The organism is Peribacillus sp. (assembly GCF_059453735.1).
Map to the genome: position 1 here is coordinate 1 of NZ_JAZVJO010000276.1, position 16285 is coordinate 16285.

Sequence of the window (16285 nt, forward strand, 5' to 3'; positions counted from 1 at the left end):
CCCAACTACCATTGGCGCTGAAGAGCTTAACTGCCGTGTTCGGAATGGGAACGGGTGTGACCTCTTCGCTATCGCCACCAAACATTATATCTTTTCTTTAAGACTTATATTACTATAATTTACTATAAACCATTTTTAAATAAAATGCAAGCAATATCTTTTCTTTTTTCTTCAAAACTTTGATTTAACTAATGGTCAATAAGTATTTAGCCATTTTATCAATAGTTTTCCTTGTTTTTTAATTAATATACCAGCTGAAATTTTTTAATAATAAAAAAAACGAAACATAGTTTCGTTTTTTCATGATTGCGGGGACAGGATTTGAACCTGCGACCTTCGGGTTATGAGCCCGACGAGCTACCAGACTGCTCCACCCCGCGACAATGATAATTTGTTTAATCATAAATGGCGGTCCGGACGGGACTCGAACCCGCGACCTCCTGCGTGACAGGCAGGCATTCTAACCAACTGAACTACCGGACCATTAAGTTATGTATAAAGTGACCCCTACGGGATTCGAACCCGTGTTACCGCCGTGAAAGGGCGGTGTCTTAACCGCTTGACCAAGGGGCCTTAAAGAATGTTCCTGGCGGAGAAGGAGGGATTTGAACCCTCGCGCCGCTCGCGCGACCTACACCCTTAGCAGGGGCGCCTCTTCAGCCTCTTGAGTACTTCCCCATATGGCTCCGCAGGTAGGACTCGAACCTACGACCGTTCGGTTAACAGCCGAATGCTCTACCACTGAGCTACTGCGGAATAATGTATCTTGTTTGCCGCTAAAAAACCGTAAGTTATTTTGTCGACTCTTTAGATTATAAGGACATTGTTATCAAAAGTCAACACTCTTTTTTAATATTCTTCAATTATTATTTATGAAGAGACTTTTCAAATGAAAAACCCAATAACCACAAGGGTTTCTAACCAATGCTTAATCCCTATTTTTTTACTGGGCTATGATTTCTTTTGTAAATACCAGTTTCCCTTTACACTTTCCACAAACATATTTAGTTATATTTATTTTTCTTTTTCTCTGATAGATCTGGCTGCAGCTTGTACAAGAATACATAAGAATTCTCGTCTTCTTCTTTTTTACTTGCTGCGAAGCAAGGGGCTTGCAGAAACGCGGAGCTTCTACTTCTCTTAGTAATTTTCTAAAACTGGCATCTCTATGCTGATATCCTTTTCCTTCTAGGTGAAGATGATAGTGACATAGCTCATGTTTTATAATCCCTACTAAAACATCCATTCCGCCTTCTAAGAAATATTTTTCATTAATCTCTATATTATGTGATCGAAGTAAGTATCGGCCGCCTGTCGTCCGTAAACGTGAATTAAAACTTGCTTGATGCCTAAACGTTTTACAAAATTCCCTTTGCGAAATATCTTCGACTAACTCCTGAAGCGTCTCGTTATCCATTAACTTCTCCCTTTCCTGGTAACATGACAACCCATTATATCATAAACATAGTGTTAACTAGTGAGAAAACCAGGAGGTTTATCCATGCCAAATTGGTTACAAAACCAAATGAAACGTGCTTTTTATGAAAAAGACTCCTATCAAATCAAATTACTTAATCAATGCTGGTTTTATTATCGTAGAAAAGAACGAATTCATTTATAGCGGAGCGTTTATCACTTTCTAGCCATAAAAATACCCCTTTCTTCTATAGATAAAAGAAAGGGGCAGTCTTTTACATAGTCTGTTCTTTAGGCTCAAGCATAGTTAATGATACGCGTTGTTTATTAACATCTACCTGCTCAACCCATACCGTAACAACATCTCCTACTGACACAAGATCCAGTGGGTGCTTGACAAAACGGCTGCTTAATTTGGATATATGAACAAGACCATCCTGCTTAACCCCGATGTCGACAAACGCACCAAAGTCGACAACGTTTCGGACTGTACCTTGTAGTTCCATCCCTTTCTGTAAATCCTCCATCTTAAGTACATCTTTCTTCAGCAATGGCTTCGGTAGTTCATCCCGAGGATCTCTACCCGGCTTCATCAGTGCTTCGATTATATCCTTCAAGGTAATTTCACCGATACCCAGCTCCTCAGAATAAGCCTTCACATCCAGATTTTTTAACGACTGAATTAAAGTTTCACTTCCCAATTCAGCTTTAGTAGAACCCAATTTTTTGAGTAGTTCTGTTACAGCACTATAATTTTCAGGGTGAATAGATGTTTGGTCCAGAGGCTCTGTACCATCTATAATCCTCATAAAACCAATGCTTTGCTCATAGGTTTTTGCACCGAGTCTAGGAATATTTTTTAATTGTTTTCTACTTTCAAACTTTCCTTCTTCTTCTCTTTTCTTCACAATATTCTGTGCCACAGTCTTTGATAGTCCTGCCACATATTGAAGTAAAGACGGTGAAGCTGTATTAACATTTACGCCTACCTGGTTAACAGCTGTTTCTACGACAAACGTTAACGATTCGGCCAATTTTTTTTGTGATACATCATGCTGATATTGTCCAACACCCACTGATTGCGGATCTATTTTTACCAACTCTGCAAGTGGATCCTGAAGTCTTCTGCCAATAGATACGGCACTGCGCTGTTCAACTTGTAAGTCAGGAAATTCATCACGCGCTATTTCAGATGCTGAATAAATACTCGCACCCGCTTCATTCACGATGATATATGAAGTATTCCGCTGCAAGTCTTTAAGGATATCTGCTATAAATTGCTCTGATTCCCTCGAAGCCGTCCCATTCCCTATCGCTACCACTTCTACATCAAACTGTTCAATCAGCGAGATCGTTTTATCTCGGGCCTCTGCTTTTTTGTTAATCGGTGCATGTGGATAAATAACACTAATATCAATGACTTTCCCTGTTTCATCAAGTACTGCCAGTTTACAGCCTGTTCGAAACGCTGGATCTAACGCAAGAATGACTTTCCCTTTTAAAGGAGGCTGCAACAATAAATTCCTCAGATTTTCAGAAAATATGTGTATGGCTTGATCTTCAGCTTTCTCGGTTAGCTCTTTCCTAATTTCACGTTCAATTGAAGGGAAAATTAATCGTTTGAAGCTATCTTCAATGGCATCTTTTACAAAAGCTGCCGACTCAGAATCATTTTTATTAATGATTTTACTTACCATGTAATCTATAATTGCTTCTTCCCTCGGCTCAATCGACACTCTTAAAATTTCCTCTTTTTCTCCACGGTTGAGCGCAAGAACTCGGTGAGGGACAATCTTTTGAACAGGCTCCTCATATTCATAATACATTTCAAAGATTTTTTTCTCGTCGGCATCCTCATTTTTACTAACGGACATTATTTTCCCCGACTTAAAGACATCTGCCCTAATCCACTTTCGCAGTGCAGCGTCGTCAGATATCTGCTCAGCAATAATATCTTTTGCACCAGCTATAGCATCATCTGCCGATAAAACGTCTAAATCAGCAGAAACAAATTCCTCTGCCTTAGACAAAACGGATTCAGGATGAAATTCCATCAACCAAAAAGCAAACGGTTCTAACCCTTTTTCTTTAGCTACAGTTGCTTTCGTCCTTCTTTTTTGCTTATACGGCCGATAAAGATCTTCTATTTCTTGCAGCTTTACGGATTGTTCAATTTGAGCTTTCAGCTCGGGTGTTAATTTGCCTTGTTCTTGAATAATACGAACTACTTCTTCTTTACGATTATGAAGATTTTCAAGGTACTTCCATCTATCCATTATCGAACGAATCTCTACCTCGTCCAATGAACCGGTCATTTCTTTCCGATATCGAGCAATAAATGGTACAGTATTTCCCTCATTTAAAAGATTAATGACACTTTGAACTTGATTTACTTTAAGATTTAATTCTTTTACGACTTGTTTAATGATCTCTTTTAATTGATTTTCTTCTGCTACCAATGGGATTCCTCCACTCTTTATGTAAAAAAAATCATAATTTCTTTATTGCTTATAACTAGTCTAACAAAACAAAAAGCATGTTGCGAATCTTCAATCTGTTTAACACAGGTAAAAGCACCCTAACATAAAAAAGCTTACTTTTATGATTTCTCAAGAAAGTAAGCTTCCTATTATAAATGTAGAATCATCGGACTGAATGGTATTCCCCTCTAAAATCATTTGAGCGTTCCGTTCCAGAGAAGATCTTGTGTTCAGTAAAGACTTTGCTCCCTGCAGAGAAACGCCATCTGAGTGGAGAATAAACTTAGCATTTGATTCATATTTAAATCTTTGTGTGTGATACTTTTGTTTCCTGCCAGATAAAAAACCGGTTACCGGTAATGGATAAACCAGTTTATCTGAGTCGGGATTATACAGAAAAAAACGAATATTTCCTACTGAACTGTATACAAACTCTTTCGTGTCATAGTATATTTTCAGGATGGACACCGCTGCCCCTCTTTTATTCACTTGCGTATTATTACAAAGTGACATGAGGGTCTCGACACTTTCATGATGATAATTCTTAACCTCATCAGTAATTGCACTTGAGGACTCATAAGCGAATTTACCACTGCCAAGGCCATCTGCGAGAACGCATAAAAAATACTCATTTGTATTAATGAAAAAGTAATCATCTCCGCAATAGGGCATCCCATTTTTGGAGGATTGGGAAGCTAATACTTCTAGTTCCTTCTCCCTGAGTACTTCCTTAATCATTATAGAGACTCCGTATTGTTTTCTGCATTTATAGCCAATTGCAGTTTTTTAATCGCTCTTCGTTGAAGACGCGAAACATGCATTTGGGAAATATCTAGTTTTTCTCCTGCTTCTTTTTGACTAAGGTTTTCAAGATACGTATATTGAATAATCATCTTTTCTCGCTCACTCAATACATGTAGAACCTTTTCCAGAACAAGGCGCTGATTAACTCGTTCATAGCCTTCGTCAACATTTCCGAAGATATCCAGAAGAGTAACGGTCCCTCCGTCGGAATCCGCTTCAATAGAGTGATCAACTGATAGAGCTTGATAGCTTTTTCCCATTTCCATCGCTTCAAGAACTTCTTCCTCAGCTACGTCCAGATGTTCTGCAATTTCATCAATTCTAGGTGAACGATGAAGTTCTGTTGTAAGTTCTTCAACCGTAACCCGAATTTTCGGTCCAAGTTCTTTGATTCGACGCGGAACATGGACACTCCATGTTTTATCACGTAAGAAACGCTTAATTTCACCGATGATGGTTGGTACTGCAAAAGCTTCAAAACTCTTTCCGAAAGATTCATCATACCGACGAATTGCGCCAAGCAATCCAATCATACCTACTTGTGAGATATCTTCTTGAAAGGATCTTCCCTTTGAATACTTCCGCGCAATTGTTTCAACTAAGCCTTTATAATGAAGAACAAGTTGTTGTTGGGCTTCCTCATCTTGATGGAGTTGGTAAGCTTTAATCCAAGCATTGACCTTGTCTTTAGTCATTTGATTAGGTTGAGAGTGTCTTTGCATCCATCTCCACCTGCTCCCGCTCTAAAAACTTAGTCATGAATACCGTGACCCCTTCATGCTGGTGAATTTTCACTTCATCCATTAGAGTCTCTATGAGGTAAAGGCCCAAGCCTCCTTCTCGAAGGAATTCTACTTTTTGTCCGTTCTCATACGGTCCTAATCCTTGGCGTACTTCATCAAAGTCACAACTTTCTCCACTATCTGATACCATTACTTCTAAACGATTTTCATAAAGGCCGAAACTAATTTTCACTTCGCCTTGGTTATCTTTATAAGCATGCTGAACTGCATTCGTACAAGCCTCGCTTGTAGCGATCTTTAGGTCCTCAATTTCATCATAAGTGAAGCCCATCCGGCTGGCTATACCTGAAAGAGTCAATCGAATTACTCCAATGAAATTAGGCTTTGCGGGTATTTTCATTTCAATATAATCGTATGCTTGACTCATTCTAACCCACCCTCTGCATGACTTTTAATATCAATAATATCGGCTAGACCGGTAATATCAAACAGACGGCGCAGACGTTCAGATAATCCAATTAGCTTGAATTCCCCATTATGCGCTCTTACACTTTTAAACAAGCCTACAAATACTCCTAAGCCAGTGCTGTCCATATAAGATACTTCTGTTAAATCTACTACCATAGAAACATTAGCCTGCTCTGAAAGCGGAAATAATGATTCTCTAAGCTTTGGTGCTGTATAAGCGTCAATTTCACCTTTCACTTGCACTTCTACGGTTGAGTTTATATCTTTAACATCAATTGTTATATTCATTCGATTGACCCACCTTTATTTCTCAATATCCATGTTTATATATACCCAGTTTTTTTGTCCTTAAACATCTCTTTTTAAAATTATTAAAGTAAAATCATCTCTTAATTCAAAATGCTGCATTTTCTCCAGCTGCTTAAATATTTTATTGACAATTTCCTGCGCTCCTAAATGGAGATTATTCCTTATATATTGCATTAATGTTTCTCTTTCAATAAACCCTTCACTTGTCCGACATTCCGTTACACCATCGGAAAGTAAAATGATCATATCCCCAGGTTCAACTTGCTTTTCGTATTGGCGGTACTTTGTTTTTTTCTCTACCCCCAATAACAACCCTCTGGCATCTAAGTCACTCATCGTATCTGTGCTTGCTTCGTAATAAAACCCTGGCTCATGTCCTGCTGCAGCATACGAAAACACGTGACTATCTGGGTTATAAAGACCATAAAACATCGTGATAAACATACTTGGATCAACATTTTGTTCCACAACGCGATTAAGGCTTTCAAGGACACTACTCGGAGCATGGCGGTTTTCTGGAAGGCTGTCCATCGCATATTTAATCATCGACATACAAAGCGCAGCTGGAATTCCTTTACCGATTACATCGGCTATAGCCACCCCGATGTTTTGGTTTTCATCTTGGACAAAGTGATAGTAGTCCCCGCTCATTTGACGAGCAGGCACACTAATAGCACCAATATCCATCACCTTAACATCCGGGATCTTTGTTTCAAGCAGCGTATGCTGTACATTTGCCGCTAGTTCTATCTCTGATTTGAGCTCCTGTTGCTGATGACGCAAGCTTTGATGTTCACGATATGCAATCCCGTATCCCATCATTACCTCCATTAAAAAATCAAATGAATCAATTACCTTTTGCGGATCACCTGGACATACTTCCATTAAAACACTTTTATGCATGCTAATAATTTCTTCAGGCGAAACACGATTTTCCATCGTTTTTCTACTGATTTTTTGTCCTTGGTATAAGGCTTGTTCTGTTTGATCCTTAAGAAAGCTTGTAAGGGCCTCACGGTATTTACCTTCCAAATTATCTTTGAATTCCATTACCTCTCCCCCTAACGAAGCCATTTCGTTGCAAGGATTCTCGTTCCTTTCCCTGGCGTGGAATCGATATCAAATTCATCCATCAACCTCTTTACCCCAGGAAGGCCTGCTCCTAGTCCTCCTGAAGTAGTATATCCATCTTCCATAACTTTTCGAATATCTTTAATTCCAGGACCTTCGTCCATGGCAATTATTTTCATTCCAACTTTTCCATTCCTCTGGACTTTTTCTATAGCTACGGTGCCTTGACCAGCATATAGATAAATATTTCTTGCCAGCTCACTAATGGCCGTCGTAACTCTTGCTTGATCCACTGTGCCAAAACCAAGATCCTTCGCCACATTTCGTCCAAGCTGTCGAGCGGCCACGATATCCCATTCATTGATAATTTTTACGCAGGATTGGACCTCCATACTTCTAATCCCCCAATTCCTGTTGTAATCTCTCCAGGCCTTTCTCTAAATCTAATGCTGTAAGGACATCATCTAAGGTAATCCCTAATTCAATGAGGGTAATAGCAACAGCTGGCTGGATTCCTGTTATGACAACTTTCGCCCCCATCAGCTTCGACATACTAAAGACATCACCTAATACCTTAGCTATAAAGGAATCGATAAAGTCAATCGAAGTAATATCTATTACCACTCCATTAGCGTTTGTTTCATGTATCTTTTGGAGTAAATCTTCCTGAAATTGAAGGGCCGTTGCGTCGTCAAGCTCCCATTGTATCGAAACGAGAAGACAATCATATAGTTTTAAAATTGGAATTCTCATGATCTTCCTCCACCTCTATAATCTTACGGCTTGTTATTTCTAAAGCTGCCTCTATCCCTTTCTTAAGGGTGTTCTTTGTAATAATTTCGTCTAAATTAATCCCTAGATTAACAATAGTCTGTGCAATTTCCGGCCTTATGCCGCACAGCATACATTTTGCTCCTACCAAACGGACGGCTTCCGCAGCCTGAATAATGTGGTGAGCAACCATTGTATCAACGACAGGCACCCCTGTAATATCGATTAGCACTACTTCTGAACGGTGTTTGACCACACCCGTTAATAAGTTCTCCATAATTTGCTTTGCTCTTTCTGTATCGATGGTTCCGATCAAAGGCATAATCGTAATTCCCTCTAATACTGGAATCAAAGGTGCAGATAATTCTTGCAGCGCAATCTTTTGTAGGGATACGGTTCTTTCCCAGGTATAGGTATACACATTAACTATCTCATTATTCATAGGGGAGGACCATTTATCAAGACTATTTATAATCTCAATTTGATTTTCAGGATTTATAATTTTTTGTTCAGCCATACCATTTAAGACAATCAGTGTGAATTTATGTAAACCTTCGTTCACAAAGAAAAGCGGCCATCCTAAGCGAACAACTTTTTCTGCAAAATCAGATAGTTTAGTTGTAAACGCATCATTTTTACTTTCCATATTGGCAATCACCATATCAATAAATTCATGGCTTGTCTGAGTAAACATCTGATCAGAGATCACCTTAATAAGACGCTCATCCGCATTTTTTTTCATAATATCCATCCATTTTTCTAGGATGAATTCTTGATTGTTTCTTATAAAATCATACACCTGTTTATTCATATTTCCTCCATTCTAACACATCCTCTAGACCATTCTTGTCCAGGTAACATGGATGTTATGTAAATGTAAATAAAAACTTATTCATCTCGTATTTATCATTAACTATAGCTCGACGAACTATAATTTAACTCTTCAACTCCTGTACCAGAATATCCTACTAAATGGAGATTCTTCTCATTTTAACTATACGTTTTTATTCTTTCATTCGTCAAATGTTATAGTTTCACCTGCTTATTTACGTAAGTTGAAAAAAAGACGTCCATTTTAACGATGATTAACTGATCATTCCAAAAAAAAGCAAAAAAAGAAGACTGTCCTTTTGGGATCAGTCTTTTCCAAGTATCCTGAGAATCTCAGAATTCAGATTATATGAATAATAAATAGGATGACATTTTAAAAATCAACCAGTCCTAAACTAATTTGCAGAGCATCTTTGACCTTTTCCATCATCGGTTCATCAAGATGAGTAATTTTATCAGTCAGCCGCTGCTTATCAATAGTGCGTATCTGTTCTAGTAAAATAACTGAATCACGCTCGAACCCATATTTCTTTGCATTAATTTCAACGTGTGTAGGCAATTTGGCTTTTTGAATTTGCGCTGTTATGGCTGCTACAATCACAGTAGGACTAAAGCGATTTCCAATGTCATTCTGAAGGATAAGCACTGGTCGCGTCCCGCCTTGTTCTGATCCTACGACCGGAGACAGGTCTGCGAAGTATACGTCACCACGTTTCACAACAATCAAGGGCTCAGCCTCCGCTAGCTAATCGTTCAACGCAATGGTCAGCTTCAAATTCTAACAAAAATGCTTCCGAAGCAATTGTTAAGTTAATGGCTGCCATCTCAATATAACCACGTTTCATCGATTCGCGAAATTCTCTTTTTTTTCTTTCACGAATATACACTTTTGTCGCATGGTAAATAAATTCACTACGATTCACATTTTCTTCAGAAACATACCCATCAAGCTCGGATAAAAAGTTTTGAGGTAATCGAATTAAAATTTCTCTTGTTGCGCTGGATTCAGACACAAACATACACCTCCACCATCACTACACACCATAATATATTCTTTATAATATTACCATTAAATTTACTATCTGCAAAGAGTATATTCGAAACTCTATATTATTATCAGCAAAAGTAGCTATATTTTATACGATATTATTTATAAATTAATTATATTAATTGATTAACGACTCCGGTGATCCTTCCTTTCTTCAGGTACATCCGTGGAACCCGGGATGAAATCATACAAGTTACTTCATAGTTTATTGTATTTAGTTTCTCAGCAATGTCATCGACAGTGATACACTCGGTGCCATTCTTCCCTATTAACGTTACCTCAGTACCTACTGGAAACTCTCGCGATAATTTAACCATGCATTGGTCCATACATATCCGCCCAACTAACGGAGACCTTTCACCTTCAAGCAGCACTTCCTGACCTTGGAGCATTCGAATCCAGCCATCCGCATAACCAATAGGCATTGTTCCAATCCAGGTATCTTCTTCTGCTGTATAGGTCGCTCCATAGCTGACGCTTTGGCCTTTCGAGATATTCTTGACATGCACAAGTTTGGTCTTTAATGAAAACGCTGGACGAAGCGCAAAAGGTAAAACGTCTTTCATTTCCATGGAGGGTGACAAGCCATATAAAGAAATGCCCATACGAACCGAATTGAAGACCGCATTCGGAAATCTCAGCAATGCGGCACTATTTGCTGCGTGGACATATTTTGGTTTCTTCTTGAGCCATGTCAGCATTTCCTCAAATCGTGCAAGCTGTTTACTAAAATACTCTGTATCTAGTTGATCTGCAGTAGCGAAGTGCGTAAAAATCCCTTCTAATACAATACACTTCGTTTCCTGAAGAAAACGTTCAATTTCATTCATATCTTCTTGTTTCCGTATACCAATTCTCCCCATACCACTATCACACTTTACATGTATAGTAAGAACGTCACCCTCAAGAAAAGGCTGAGCTGCTTTAAGCCAGCCTGCTTGAAAAACAGTTAAGGTAATTGCTTCTCTAGCAGCGATTTGTGCATCTTCAGGGCGTGAAGCTCCTAAGACTAATATCGGTGCCGTTATTCCTTTTTTTCGTAATGCGAGTGCTTCATCTAAAAAGGCTACTGCTAAATACTCCGCACCAGCCTGAATTGCAGTCTCAGCCACCTCAACATCGCCATGACCATATGCATTTGCCTTTACAACCGCAAAGAGAGTGATCTCAGGAGGCAGGTGTTTTTTCATATTTGTTGCATTTTCAAAGATAGCATCTAAATTGATTTCTGCCCAAGTATCTCTATAAAAATTTTGCAAAGTCACAGATAATCCTTCTTTCATAGTGTACTGTTATGTGCCCTTATTATAGAGAATTTTGTTTAATAACGGAAGGACAAATACAGTACACCAGAAAATGCAGCAATTTCCTCTAGATGTTATTTGCAGAGTCAGTATTCATTATTTTACCGCTGTCCCATTAACGGAGCGGGCGATCGTCACCAATTCTTCTTCTGTTAAATTTTGAGATGCAAGGGTGTAATCAACACCTTCATATGTCCACCTTATTGTGTTAGCTGTCATTGCCCCGAACGTAAAGCCTAAATCAACCGGCTCGCCATTCACCAAATCCGACAGAACAGTCGTTTCTCTGATATCTCTTTTTTCCTGAACCAACGTAAAGTTTCGTTCACCTTGATACGTTAAAACAACTCGACGTCCATTTTCAATCGCTATTTCTTTCTCCTCGGCTAGAGTTGCTCCTTCGATTCCTTCTGGATACCTTACTGAGAAATTCTCATCCTTCATCCCAGCCATTGCCGGCATCTCCATCTTTGCTCGCGCCATATTTTTCTTCATATCAAAAGCATCCTTATCAAATGCAGCATTGAAGTTTACTTTCGAGAACTTTACCGTCACGAGGGCATTTTGATCAGGATCCATTACTTTGACACTGACCGGTTTTAAATCCCGTTTGGTAAGAGTAATCTCCTGGTACGGGAGCATTTTATTATTTTGATAACGTGTCTTAGTCGTAAAGACGTAATGTTTATCCGTTTCTTTGAATCCTGCCGTTTCATCATCCATAATGTCCTTTACCAATGATTCATATAAATAGGCTTGACTACTGTTCTCTGGCCATTCACTTTGAAATTTAAAGCTTTTATTCAAAGCAGGTGTCAATACATACACTCCATCGTCATTACGGAGAATCATTTGGCTTTGTTCCTTCTCAGAATTCTTTAAATTTACTTTGTAAAAATCTGGATTCTTATGCCAGATTTCCACATCATATACTTGAGGATCCGTCCCCATCTTCAAGGTCATGACAGCATTCACCTTATAGCCCTTCATTTCATCCACTTTTTCGTTTAAATCACTCACTACTTCATCCTGCGACTTTTTTCCGCAAGCAGAAAGCGCAAGTATCAGTAATATTCCAGCAAAGATTGCAAAGAACTTTTTCATTTCTCCAGCCCCCATCTTTTCATTTAAATGTAAAAGAGAGAGGAAAGGGCAGCGTCCAGACATTGAATACTAAACCAAATATTGGTTACCGTTTAACCCATCTTTTCGGTTTATATGTCAATGTACCTTCTAACAGGCCTTGTCTCCCTAAGCAATATGAGTATATGAGACAACTCGTACCAATATGACTGAAAAGCCGAAGACTTCGGGCGGATTCTGATGTACCAAATAAAGTTATTAAAAAATGCTTATACATCAACCAAGGTTCAAGTGTAGTAAAGCTCTTGTCTGTAGTCCAAAGAGAAATAAGCTTGTTTTAAGGCAAAAAAAGAAGCAAGCTTGTTTGCTTACTTCTGTTCTTCAATAACCACCTGAGCCGCTGCAAACTCTTTGCTATGAGTTATAGAAAGATGGACTCCACTCTTCAACGGTTTACTGACATACGGCTTACCATTTGGCTCAACCAAAATTTCAATATCCAAGAAAGAAAGTTCCTTCCCAATTCCCGTCCCCCACGCCTTAGAGAATGCTTCTTTTGCTGCATACCTGCCGGCAAAGTATTCATAACGTCTGTTTCCTTTTAATTTGGAAAACCGCATAAGCTCCTGCTCCGTTAGGATTCTACTGATGAATTTCGGCTGTCGATCTACAATTGCCTGAATACGGTCAATTTCTATAATATCCATACCTATTCCCTTTATCATATGCTTCCCTTCTATCCTTTATCTGACCCGCATATACATTAGACAGGCTTATCGATTAACTAAATTCCTATTACAAAGGATGAATCTAATGTATCTAAAATCAGATAATTACCGTCAATACCCTAGTCTTTACCCAATGACACTAATCATTCTCTCCCTCTGTCTAGCTGTTTATGTTCTCCATAGTTCCCCGTTTTTCCCTAAGGGTTTGCTTTATTACAATGGGGCAGGCGTCAATCTCTATATCGCTAACGGTGAATGGTGGAGGCTCCTAACCCCTATTTTTCTCCATATTTCATTTAGTCATTTCCTATTTAATAGTTTATCCATCCTGTTATTCGGCCCTCTATTAGAACGTCATCTAGGAAGTTCGTTATTCGCAGGCTTCTTTCTTTTAACAGGTCTGATTGCAAATATAGCGACTTACTTATTCATGCCCTTATCTTATGTCCATGTCGGAGCAAGTAATTCGATTATGGGACTACTTGGTTTTTATCTTTATGCGTCTATCTTCCATAAGCAGCCTGTACCCAAACAATTTGAAACAACCATTTACACCCTTGCCATTTTTGCAGTAATTATGTCATTGATTGAACCGAATATCAATCTGATTGGCCACTTTACCGGACTGATTGCCGGATTTGTCTTTGCTCCGTTTTTTCAAAAACGGTCTCAACAGCTCTAGTTTAACTTATTAGTAATCGCGTGAAGCAAGCCATCGTGTAATCGTTGATGCATCTTGTTTTTCTAAATCTTTTATCCGTCCGATTGTCGGACCTGCTCCGGATTTTGCGGTGATAAAAATGGAGGCTAGACTTTTGCGTAATTGAAACCAATTGGTGGAATACGTTATAGCTTGAATTCGATTTTTATGAAATAGATAACTCTGTTTAGAAATGATTCTAAATCTTACTTGCAGCTGATTACCTGAAATTCTCCAGCCTGCTTCCCTGAAACTTAAATAAGCCCACAGACAGGATAGCGGTATCAGCACTAATGATAGGAATCCCCAAGGTCTGAACAACCAGATACAAGCAGCCATAATGATTACAGCAAGAAATGAGTGCCGAAATAAATAGCGGGAAAATGCTCGCTTCGGCAAACCTTGTATAGCTGCTTCGTATTGATACCCAGGAACAAAGGAATCAAGCAGTCCCTGCAAATCTTTCCTTTTAATGAGTGGAAAAAGCATAATCTTAGCATTTTCTGCCGATCCACCCGCATATTCAATATAGACACTTGCCAACCCTAAAGGCTGCCGTAATAAATTTTCTGAAATCCTGATAGCCTGAATCTTCTTAGTTGGGATAGTTATCTGCCTTTTTTCCAGCAAGCCTCGGGAGATTATTAATTCTTCACCCTTTTTTTCCAAAGTAAAATGACCATATTTTAAGACAATCCCTATCGTAGCAATTAAGTAAGCAACGATAAAGGCACTCACCACCAAAATAGTTATAAATATAAGGCTTGCTTCCAACACATGTTCAAATCCACTAAAGACCTTATCAAATGGGATGATTTCATCAAATTGAGAAATGAACGCGGCTGATGTAGAAAAAACGACTCCTACGCCACCGGAAGTAGCAGCCATTAAGAAAAGCTGAGGAAAAGTCTGTTGGAACACACCCTCTGTCCGTACCTCCTCGGACTCTTCCGCTTTAGGTGTTTTTTCTCTTTTCCCTTCTGCCAGCGTCAACTGAATTCTTTCAGCTTCCTTTTTATTAATCGCAGCTAGCTCTACATCAGCTTGTTCCCCGCCGGCCGTCTCTACTTGAAGCTTAGCCAAGCCAAACAATCGCTGAACCAGTCCCTCAGAAATATTCACACTATGTATCCGTTCAAATCGAATGTATTGTTTCTTTTTAACAAATAAGCCTGATTCAATACGAAGTTCTCCATTCTCAATCCAGTATGTAAATCGAAACCAAGAAAGAATCGCTGACCCGATAACAAACAAAATGATTACGCCGAACCCTATATAAAGCAGATAACTTGTTTCTCCAAAATTATTTCCTCCAAAAAGAAAAATTAATACGAGGGGAAAAATAGCGTCCTTAACTATTTTTAGAATCATTAACAAGATAGCAGCTGGATGAAGCCGTTTTGGATTATACATCTTCTTCCTCCACACTAGCCATTCTTGAAATATAGAACCGTAAATCATCTGCTTCTTTAATCTCTAAAGCTGGTATCTCATGGTTTGTTGCAGCAGTTGAAATTTCGACGGTTGCCAGCTCATACCTTCTTAAAAGAGGCCCTTGCTTTGTTTCAACATGTTGAACTCTAACCATTGGGATCAGCGTACGTTTAATAATCCAAATTCCACTTTGTATCTCAATTTCATCTTCTCTTACCTCATACCTCCACCGCTTCCACCTTAGTGATGGTAGAAGGAACACAAAAAGATAGAAAAACATGATAAATAGACACACGCAAAGAATAATAATCCACCGTGGAAAATCAAATATGTATGTTAGCGTAATTCCAGTTATGCTGATTACCAAAATGAGCAATGATTCAATGATTCCCCTAATTCTCCACACTTTGAGTGCATCTTTAGCAATTCGTTTCTGAGGTTCCATAGGCCATCCCCCTTCATCATTCTATTTAGTTTAAGTATACTATAATTTCCAACATAAAAAACAGAAAGAGCCGCTCAGCATGTGAGCGGCTCTTTCTGTTTTAAAACGTATTATTTATTGATTTTATCTCTGTTTGAACTTGTGCTGCTGCTGCTGCGGTTGCCATAACCATTTGACTTACGGTTAGTACTGCCGCCGCCAGTACGTTTAGCACCGCCGTAATCTTTACGTCCGCCGCCTGATGAGCTGCGTCCGCCGCCGCTGCCATTACGTGGACGGCTATTTGAACCTTTGTATCCACCACGTTTTGATCCAGCTGGAGCTTCATCCGTTAATTTAATCGGAGATGCATCCGGTTCTTTCGTCATTGTTTTAAGGACTGCTGCCACTAAATCAATTGCGCTGTGCTTTTGAAGTAATTCTTCAGCGTGTGGAAGGTATAATGATAAATCATCGTTTTCAACAGTGTTAACGATTTTTTCAGTAACTGCTTTTTGTTGGCCTTCAAGAGCTTCACTTAATGTAGGAGTTTTTAATTTCTCCATTTTCTTTTTAGTTGTGTGCTCAATTGCATGAAGCTGACCTCTTTCTCTTGGAGTTACAAAAGAAACTGCTGCTCCGTGCTTTCCAGCTCTTCCTGTACGTCCAAT

The 16285-nt window shown here is 39.0% G+C and carries 19 protein-coding genes, 5 tRNA genes, 1 rRNA gene and 1 pseudogene; 2 read left to right on the plus strand and 24 right to left on the minus strand.

Going from position 1 to position 16285, the window contains the following annotated elements:
• From rrf to AC52RT_RS08775, 7 genes are all read right to left on the minus strand, one after another.
• Positions 1 to 82: ribosomal RNA gene (gene rrf, locus AC52RT_RS08745) — 5S ribosomal RNA — on the minus strand; the annotation flags it as partial.
• A gap of 224 nt (positions 83 to 306) precedes the next feature.
• Positions 307 to 380: transfer RNA gene (locus tag AC52RT_RS08750), tRNA-Met, on the minus strand.
• A 26-nt stretch (positions 381 to 406) separates the two neighbouring features.
• A tRNA-Asp gene (locus AC52RT_RS08755) sits at positions 407 to 483 on the minus strand.
• A gap of 18 nt (positions 484 to 501) precedes the next feature.
• A tRNA-Glu gene (locus tag AC52RT_RS08760) sits at positions 502 to 573 on the minus strand.
• A 14-nt stretch (positions 574 to 587) separates the two neighbouring features.
• Positions 588 to 678: transfer RNA gene (locus AC52RT_RS08765), tRNA-Ser, on the minus strand.
• Positions 679 to 681: 3 nt separating this feature from the next.
• Positions 682 to 756, minus strand: a tRNA-Asn gene (locus AC52RT_RS08770).
• Positions 757 to 943: 187 nt separating this feature from the next.
• The gene (locus AC52RT_RS08775; protein ID WP_495540387.1) at positions 944 to 1417 is read right to left on the minus strand and encodes a SprT family protein; all 474 of its coding nucleotides are present in this window, start codon (positions 1415 to 1417) and stop codon (positions 944 to 946) included.
• A gap of 84 nt (positions 1418 to 1501) precedes the next feature.
• Between AC52RT_RS08775 and cmpA the strand changes: the two genes are divergently transcribed.
• A complete protein-coding gene (gene cmpA / locus AC52RT_RS08780; RefSeq protein ID WP_495540388.1) occupies positions 1502 to 1621 on the plus strand; it encodes a cortex morphogenetic protein CmpA in 120 nt (39 codons plus the stop codon).
• A 70-nt stretch (positions 1622 to 1691) separates the two neighbouring features.
• Here cmpA and AC52RT_RS08785 read toward each other — a convergent pair whose 3' ends face one another.
• The 14 genes from AC52RT_RS08785 to acpS form a co-directional block, all read right to left on the minus strand.
• Complete coding sequence (locus tag AC52RT_RS08785) at positions 1692 to 3875, minus strand: Tex family protein (RefSeq protein ID WP_495540389.1); 2184 nt, start codon at positions 3873 to 3875, stop codon at positions 1692 to 1694.
• 150 nt (positions 3876 to 4025) lie between these two features.
• On the minus strand, positions 4026 to 4634 hold the full coding sequence (locus AC52RT_RS08790) for a PP2C family serine/threonine-protein phosphatase (RefSeq protein WP_495540390.1): 609 nt from the start codon (positions 4632 to 4634) through the stop codon (positions 4026 to 4028).
• Complete coding sequence (gene sigB / locus AC52RT_RS08795) at positions 4634 to 5422, minus strand: RNA polymerase sigma factor SigB (protein ID WP_495540391.1); 789 nt, start codon at positions 5420 to 5422, stop codon at positions 4634 to 4636. Before sigB ends, AC52RT_RS08790 begins: the two co-directional genes overlap by 1 nt.
• Positions 5400 to 5870 carry an anti-sigma B factor RsbW gene (gene rsbW, locus AC52RT_RS08800; RefSeq protein WP_495540392.1) on the minus strand — a complete coding sequence of 157 codons (471 nt, stop codon included), beginning with the start codon at positions 5868 to 5870 and terminating at the stop codon, positions 5400 to 5402. The genes sigB and rsbW overlap by 23 nt, the downstream gene beginning before the upstream one ends.
• Positions 5867 to 6199 carry an anti-sigma factor antagonist gene (locus AC52RT_RS08805; RefSeq protein WP_040373979.1) on the minus strand — a complete coding sequence of 111 codons (333 nt, stop codon included), beginning with the start codon at positions 6197 to 6199 and terminating at the stop codon, positions 5867 to 5869. Before AC52RT_RS08805 ends, rsbW begins: the two co-directional genes overlap by 4 nt.
• Positions 6200 to 6259: 60 nt before the next feature.
• A complete protein-coding gene (locus tag AC52RT_RS08810) occupies positions 6260 to 7270 on the minus strand; it encodes a PP2C family protein-serine/threonine phosphatase (RefSeq protein ID WP_495540393.1) in 1011 nt (336 codons plus the stop codon).
• 11 nt (positions 7271 to 7281) lie between these two features.
• Positions 7282 to 7683 (minus strand): anti-sigma regulatory factor, encoded by a 402-nt coding sequence (locus AC52RT_RS08815; protein ID WP_495540394.1) that lies wholly within the window; start codon positions 7681 to 7683, stop codon positions 7282 to 7284.
• A 4-nt stretch (positions 7684 to 7687) separates the two neighbouring features.
• Positions 7688 to 8044: an STAS domain-containing protein gene (locus AC52RT_RS08820; protein WP_495540395.1), complete on the minus strand. Its 357-nt coding sequence runs from the start codon at positions 8042 to 8044 to the stop codon at positions 7688 to 7690.
• Positions 8016 to 8873 (minus strand): RsbT co-antagonist protein RsbRA, encoded by an 858-nt coding sequence (locus tag AC52RT_RS08825; protein WP_495540396.1) that lies wholly within the window; start codon positions 8871 to 8873, stop codon positions 8016 to 8018. The genes AC52RT_RS08820 and AC52RT_RS08825 overlap by 29 nt, the downstream gene beginning before the upstream one ends.
• A 393-nt stretch (positions 8874 to 9266) precedes the next feature.
• Entirely contained in the window at positions 9267 to 9617 is a 351-nt protein-coding gene (locus AC52RT_RS08830; RefSeq protein ID WP_040373999.1) for a type II toxin-antitoxin system PemK/MazF family toxin, read from the minus strand.
• Positions 9618 to 9624: 7 nt separating this feature from the next.
• Positions 9625 to 9906, minus strand: coding sequence for a CopG family ribbon-helix-helix protein (locus tag AC52RT_RS08835; protein WP_040373983.1), 282 nt, complete (start codon positions 9904 to 9906; stop codon positions 9625 to 9627).
• A gap of 148 nt (positions 9907 to 10054) precedes the next feature.
• Complete coding sequence (alr, locus tag AC52RT_RS08840) at positions 10055 to 11224, minus strand: alanine racemase (RefSeq protein ID WP_495540397.1); 1170 nt, start codon at positions 11222 to 11224, stop codon at positions 10055 to 10057.
• A gap of 117 nt (positions 11225 to 11341) precedes the next feature.
• Positions 11342 to 12349 (minus strand): LolA family protein, encoded by a 1008-nt coding sequence (locus AC52RT_RS08845; protein WP_495540398.1) that lies wholly within the window; start codon positions 12347 to 12349, stop codon positions 11342 to 11344.
• 347 nt (positions 12350 to 12696) lie between these two features.
• Positions 12697 to 13053 carry a holo-ACP synthase gene (gene acpS, locus AC52RT_RS08850; RefSeq protein ID WP_495540399.1) on the minus strand — a complete coding sequence of 119 codons (357 nt, stop codon included), beginning with the start codon at positions 13051 to 13053 and terminating at the stop codon, positions 12697 to 12699.
• A gap of 88 nt (positions 13054 to 13141) precedes the next feature.
• Between acpS and AC52RT_RS08855 the strand changes: the two genes are divergently transcribed.
• The gene (locus tag AC52RT_RS08855) at positions 13142 to 13738 is read left to right on the plus strand and encodes a rhomboid family intramembrane serine protease (RefSeq protein ID WP_495540400.1); all 597 of its coding nucleotides are present in this window, start codon (positions 13142 to 13144) and stop codon (positions 13736 to 13738) included.
• Between the two features lie 9 nt (positions 13739 to 13747).
• Here AC52RT_RS08855 and AC52RT_RS08860 read toward each other — a convergent pair whose 3' ends face one another.
• The 3 genes and pseudogenes from AC52RT_RS08860 to AC52RT_RS08870 form a co-directional block, all read right to left on the minus strand.
• Complete coding sequence (locus AC52RT_RS08860; protein ID WP_495540401.1) at positions 13748 to 15169, minus strand: PH domain-containing protein; 1422 nt, start codon at positions 15167 to 15169, stop codon at positions 13748 to 13750.
• Positions 15162 to 15635, minus strand: a complete 474-nt coding sequence (locus tag AC52RT_RS08865; protein WP_495540402.1) for a PH domain-containing protein — start codon at positions 15633 to 15635, stop codon at positions 15162 to 15164. Before AC52RT_RS08865 ends, AC52RT_RS08860 begins: the two co-directional genes overlap by 8 nt.
• Positions 15636 to 15745: 110 nt before the next feature.
• Positions 15746 to 16285: pseudogene (locus tag AC52RT_RS08870) on the minus strand (DEAD/DEAH box helicase); the annotation flags it as partial.

What these genes read in the sequence shown, in the direction of transcription:
- AC52RT_RS08865 (WP_495540402.1), bottom strand. Translation starts at nt 15,635, where the DNA reads ATGGAACCTCAGAAACGAATTGCTAAAGATGCACTCAAAGTGTGGAGA.
- AC52RT_RS08810 (WP_495540393.1), bottom strand. Translation starts at nt 7,270, where the DNA reads ATGGAATTCAAAGATAATTTGGAAGGTAAATACCGTGAGGCCCTTACA.
- AC52RT_RS08855 (WP_495540400.1), top strand. Translation starts at nt 13,142, where the DNA reads ATGTATCTAAAATCAGATAATTACCGTCAATACCCTAGTCTTTACCCA.
- sigB (WP_495540391.1), bottom strand. Translation starts at nt 5,422, where the DNA reads ATGCAAAGACACTCTCAACCTAATCAAATGACTAAAGACAAGGTCAAT.
- AC52RT_RS08790 (WP_495540390.1), bottom strand. Translation starts at nt 4,634, where the DNA reads ATGATTAAGGAAGTACTCAGGGAGAAGGAACTAGAAGTATTAGCTTCC.
- AC52RT_RS08820 (WP_495540395.1), bottom strand. Translation starts at nt 8,044, where the DNA reads ATGAGAATTCCAATTTTAAAACTATATGATTGTCTTCTCGTTTCGATA.
- AC52RT_RS08845 (WP_495540398.1), bottom strand. Translation starts at nt 12,349, where the DNA reads ATGAAAAAGTTCTTTGCAATCTTTGCTGGAATATTACTGATACTTGCG.
- rsbW (WP_495540392.1), bottom strand. Translation starts at nt 5,870, where the DNA reads ATGAGTCAAGCATACGATTATATTGAAATGAAAATACCCGCAAAGCCT.
- AC52RT_RS08775 (WP_495540387.1), bottom strand. Translation starts at nt 1,417, where the DNA reads ATGGATAACGAGACGCTTCAGGAGTTAGTCGAAGATATTTCGCAAAGG.
- AC52RT_RS08860 (WP_495540401.1), bottom strand. Translation starts at nt 15,169, where the DNA reads ATGTATAATCCAAAACGGCTTCATCCAGCTGCTATCTTGTTAATGATT.
- AC52RT_RS08805 (WP_040373979.1), bottom strand. Translation starts at nt 6,199, where the DNA reads ATGAATATAACAATTGATGTTAAAGATATAAACTCAACCGTAGAAGTG.
- alr (WP_495540397.1), bottom strand. Translation starts at nt 11,224, where the DNA reads ATGAAAGAAGGATTATCTGTGACTTTGCAAAATTTTTATAGAGATACT.
- acpS (WP_495540399.1), bottom strand. Translation starts at nt 13,053, where the DNA reads ATGATAAAGGGAATAGGTATGGATATTATAGAAATTGACCGTATTCAG.
- cmpA (WP_495540388.1), top strand. Translation starts at nt 1,502, where the DNA reads ATGCCAAATTGGTTACAAAACCAAATGAAACGTGCTTTTTATGAAAAA.
- AC52RT_RS08825 (WP_495540396.1), bottom strand. Translation starts at nt 8,873, where the DNA reads ATGAATAAACAGGTGTATGATTTTATAAGAAACAATCAAGAATTCATC.
- AC52RT_RS08815 (WP_495540394.1), bottom strand. Translation starts at nt 7,683, where the DNA reads ATGGAGGTCCAATCCTGCGTAAAAATTATCAATGAATGGGATATCGTG.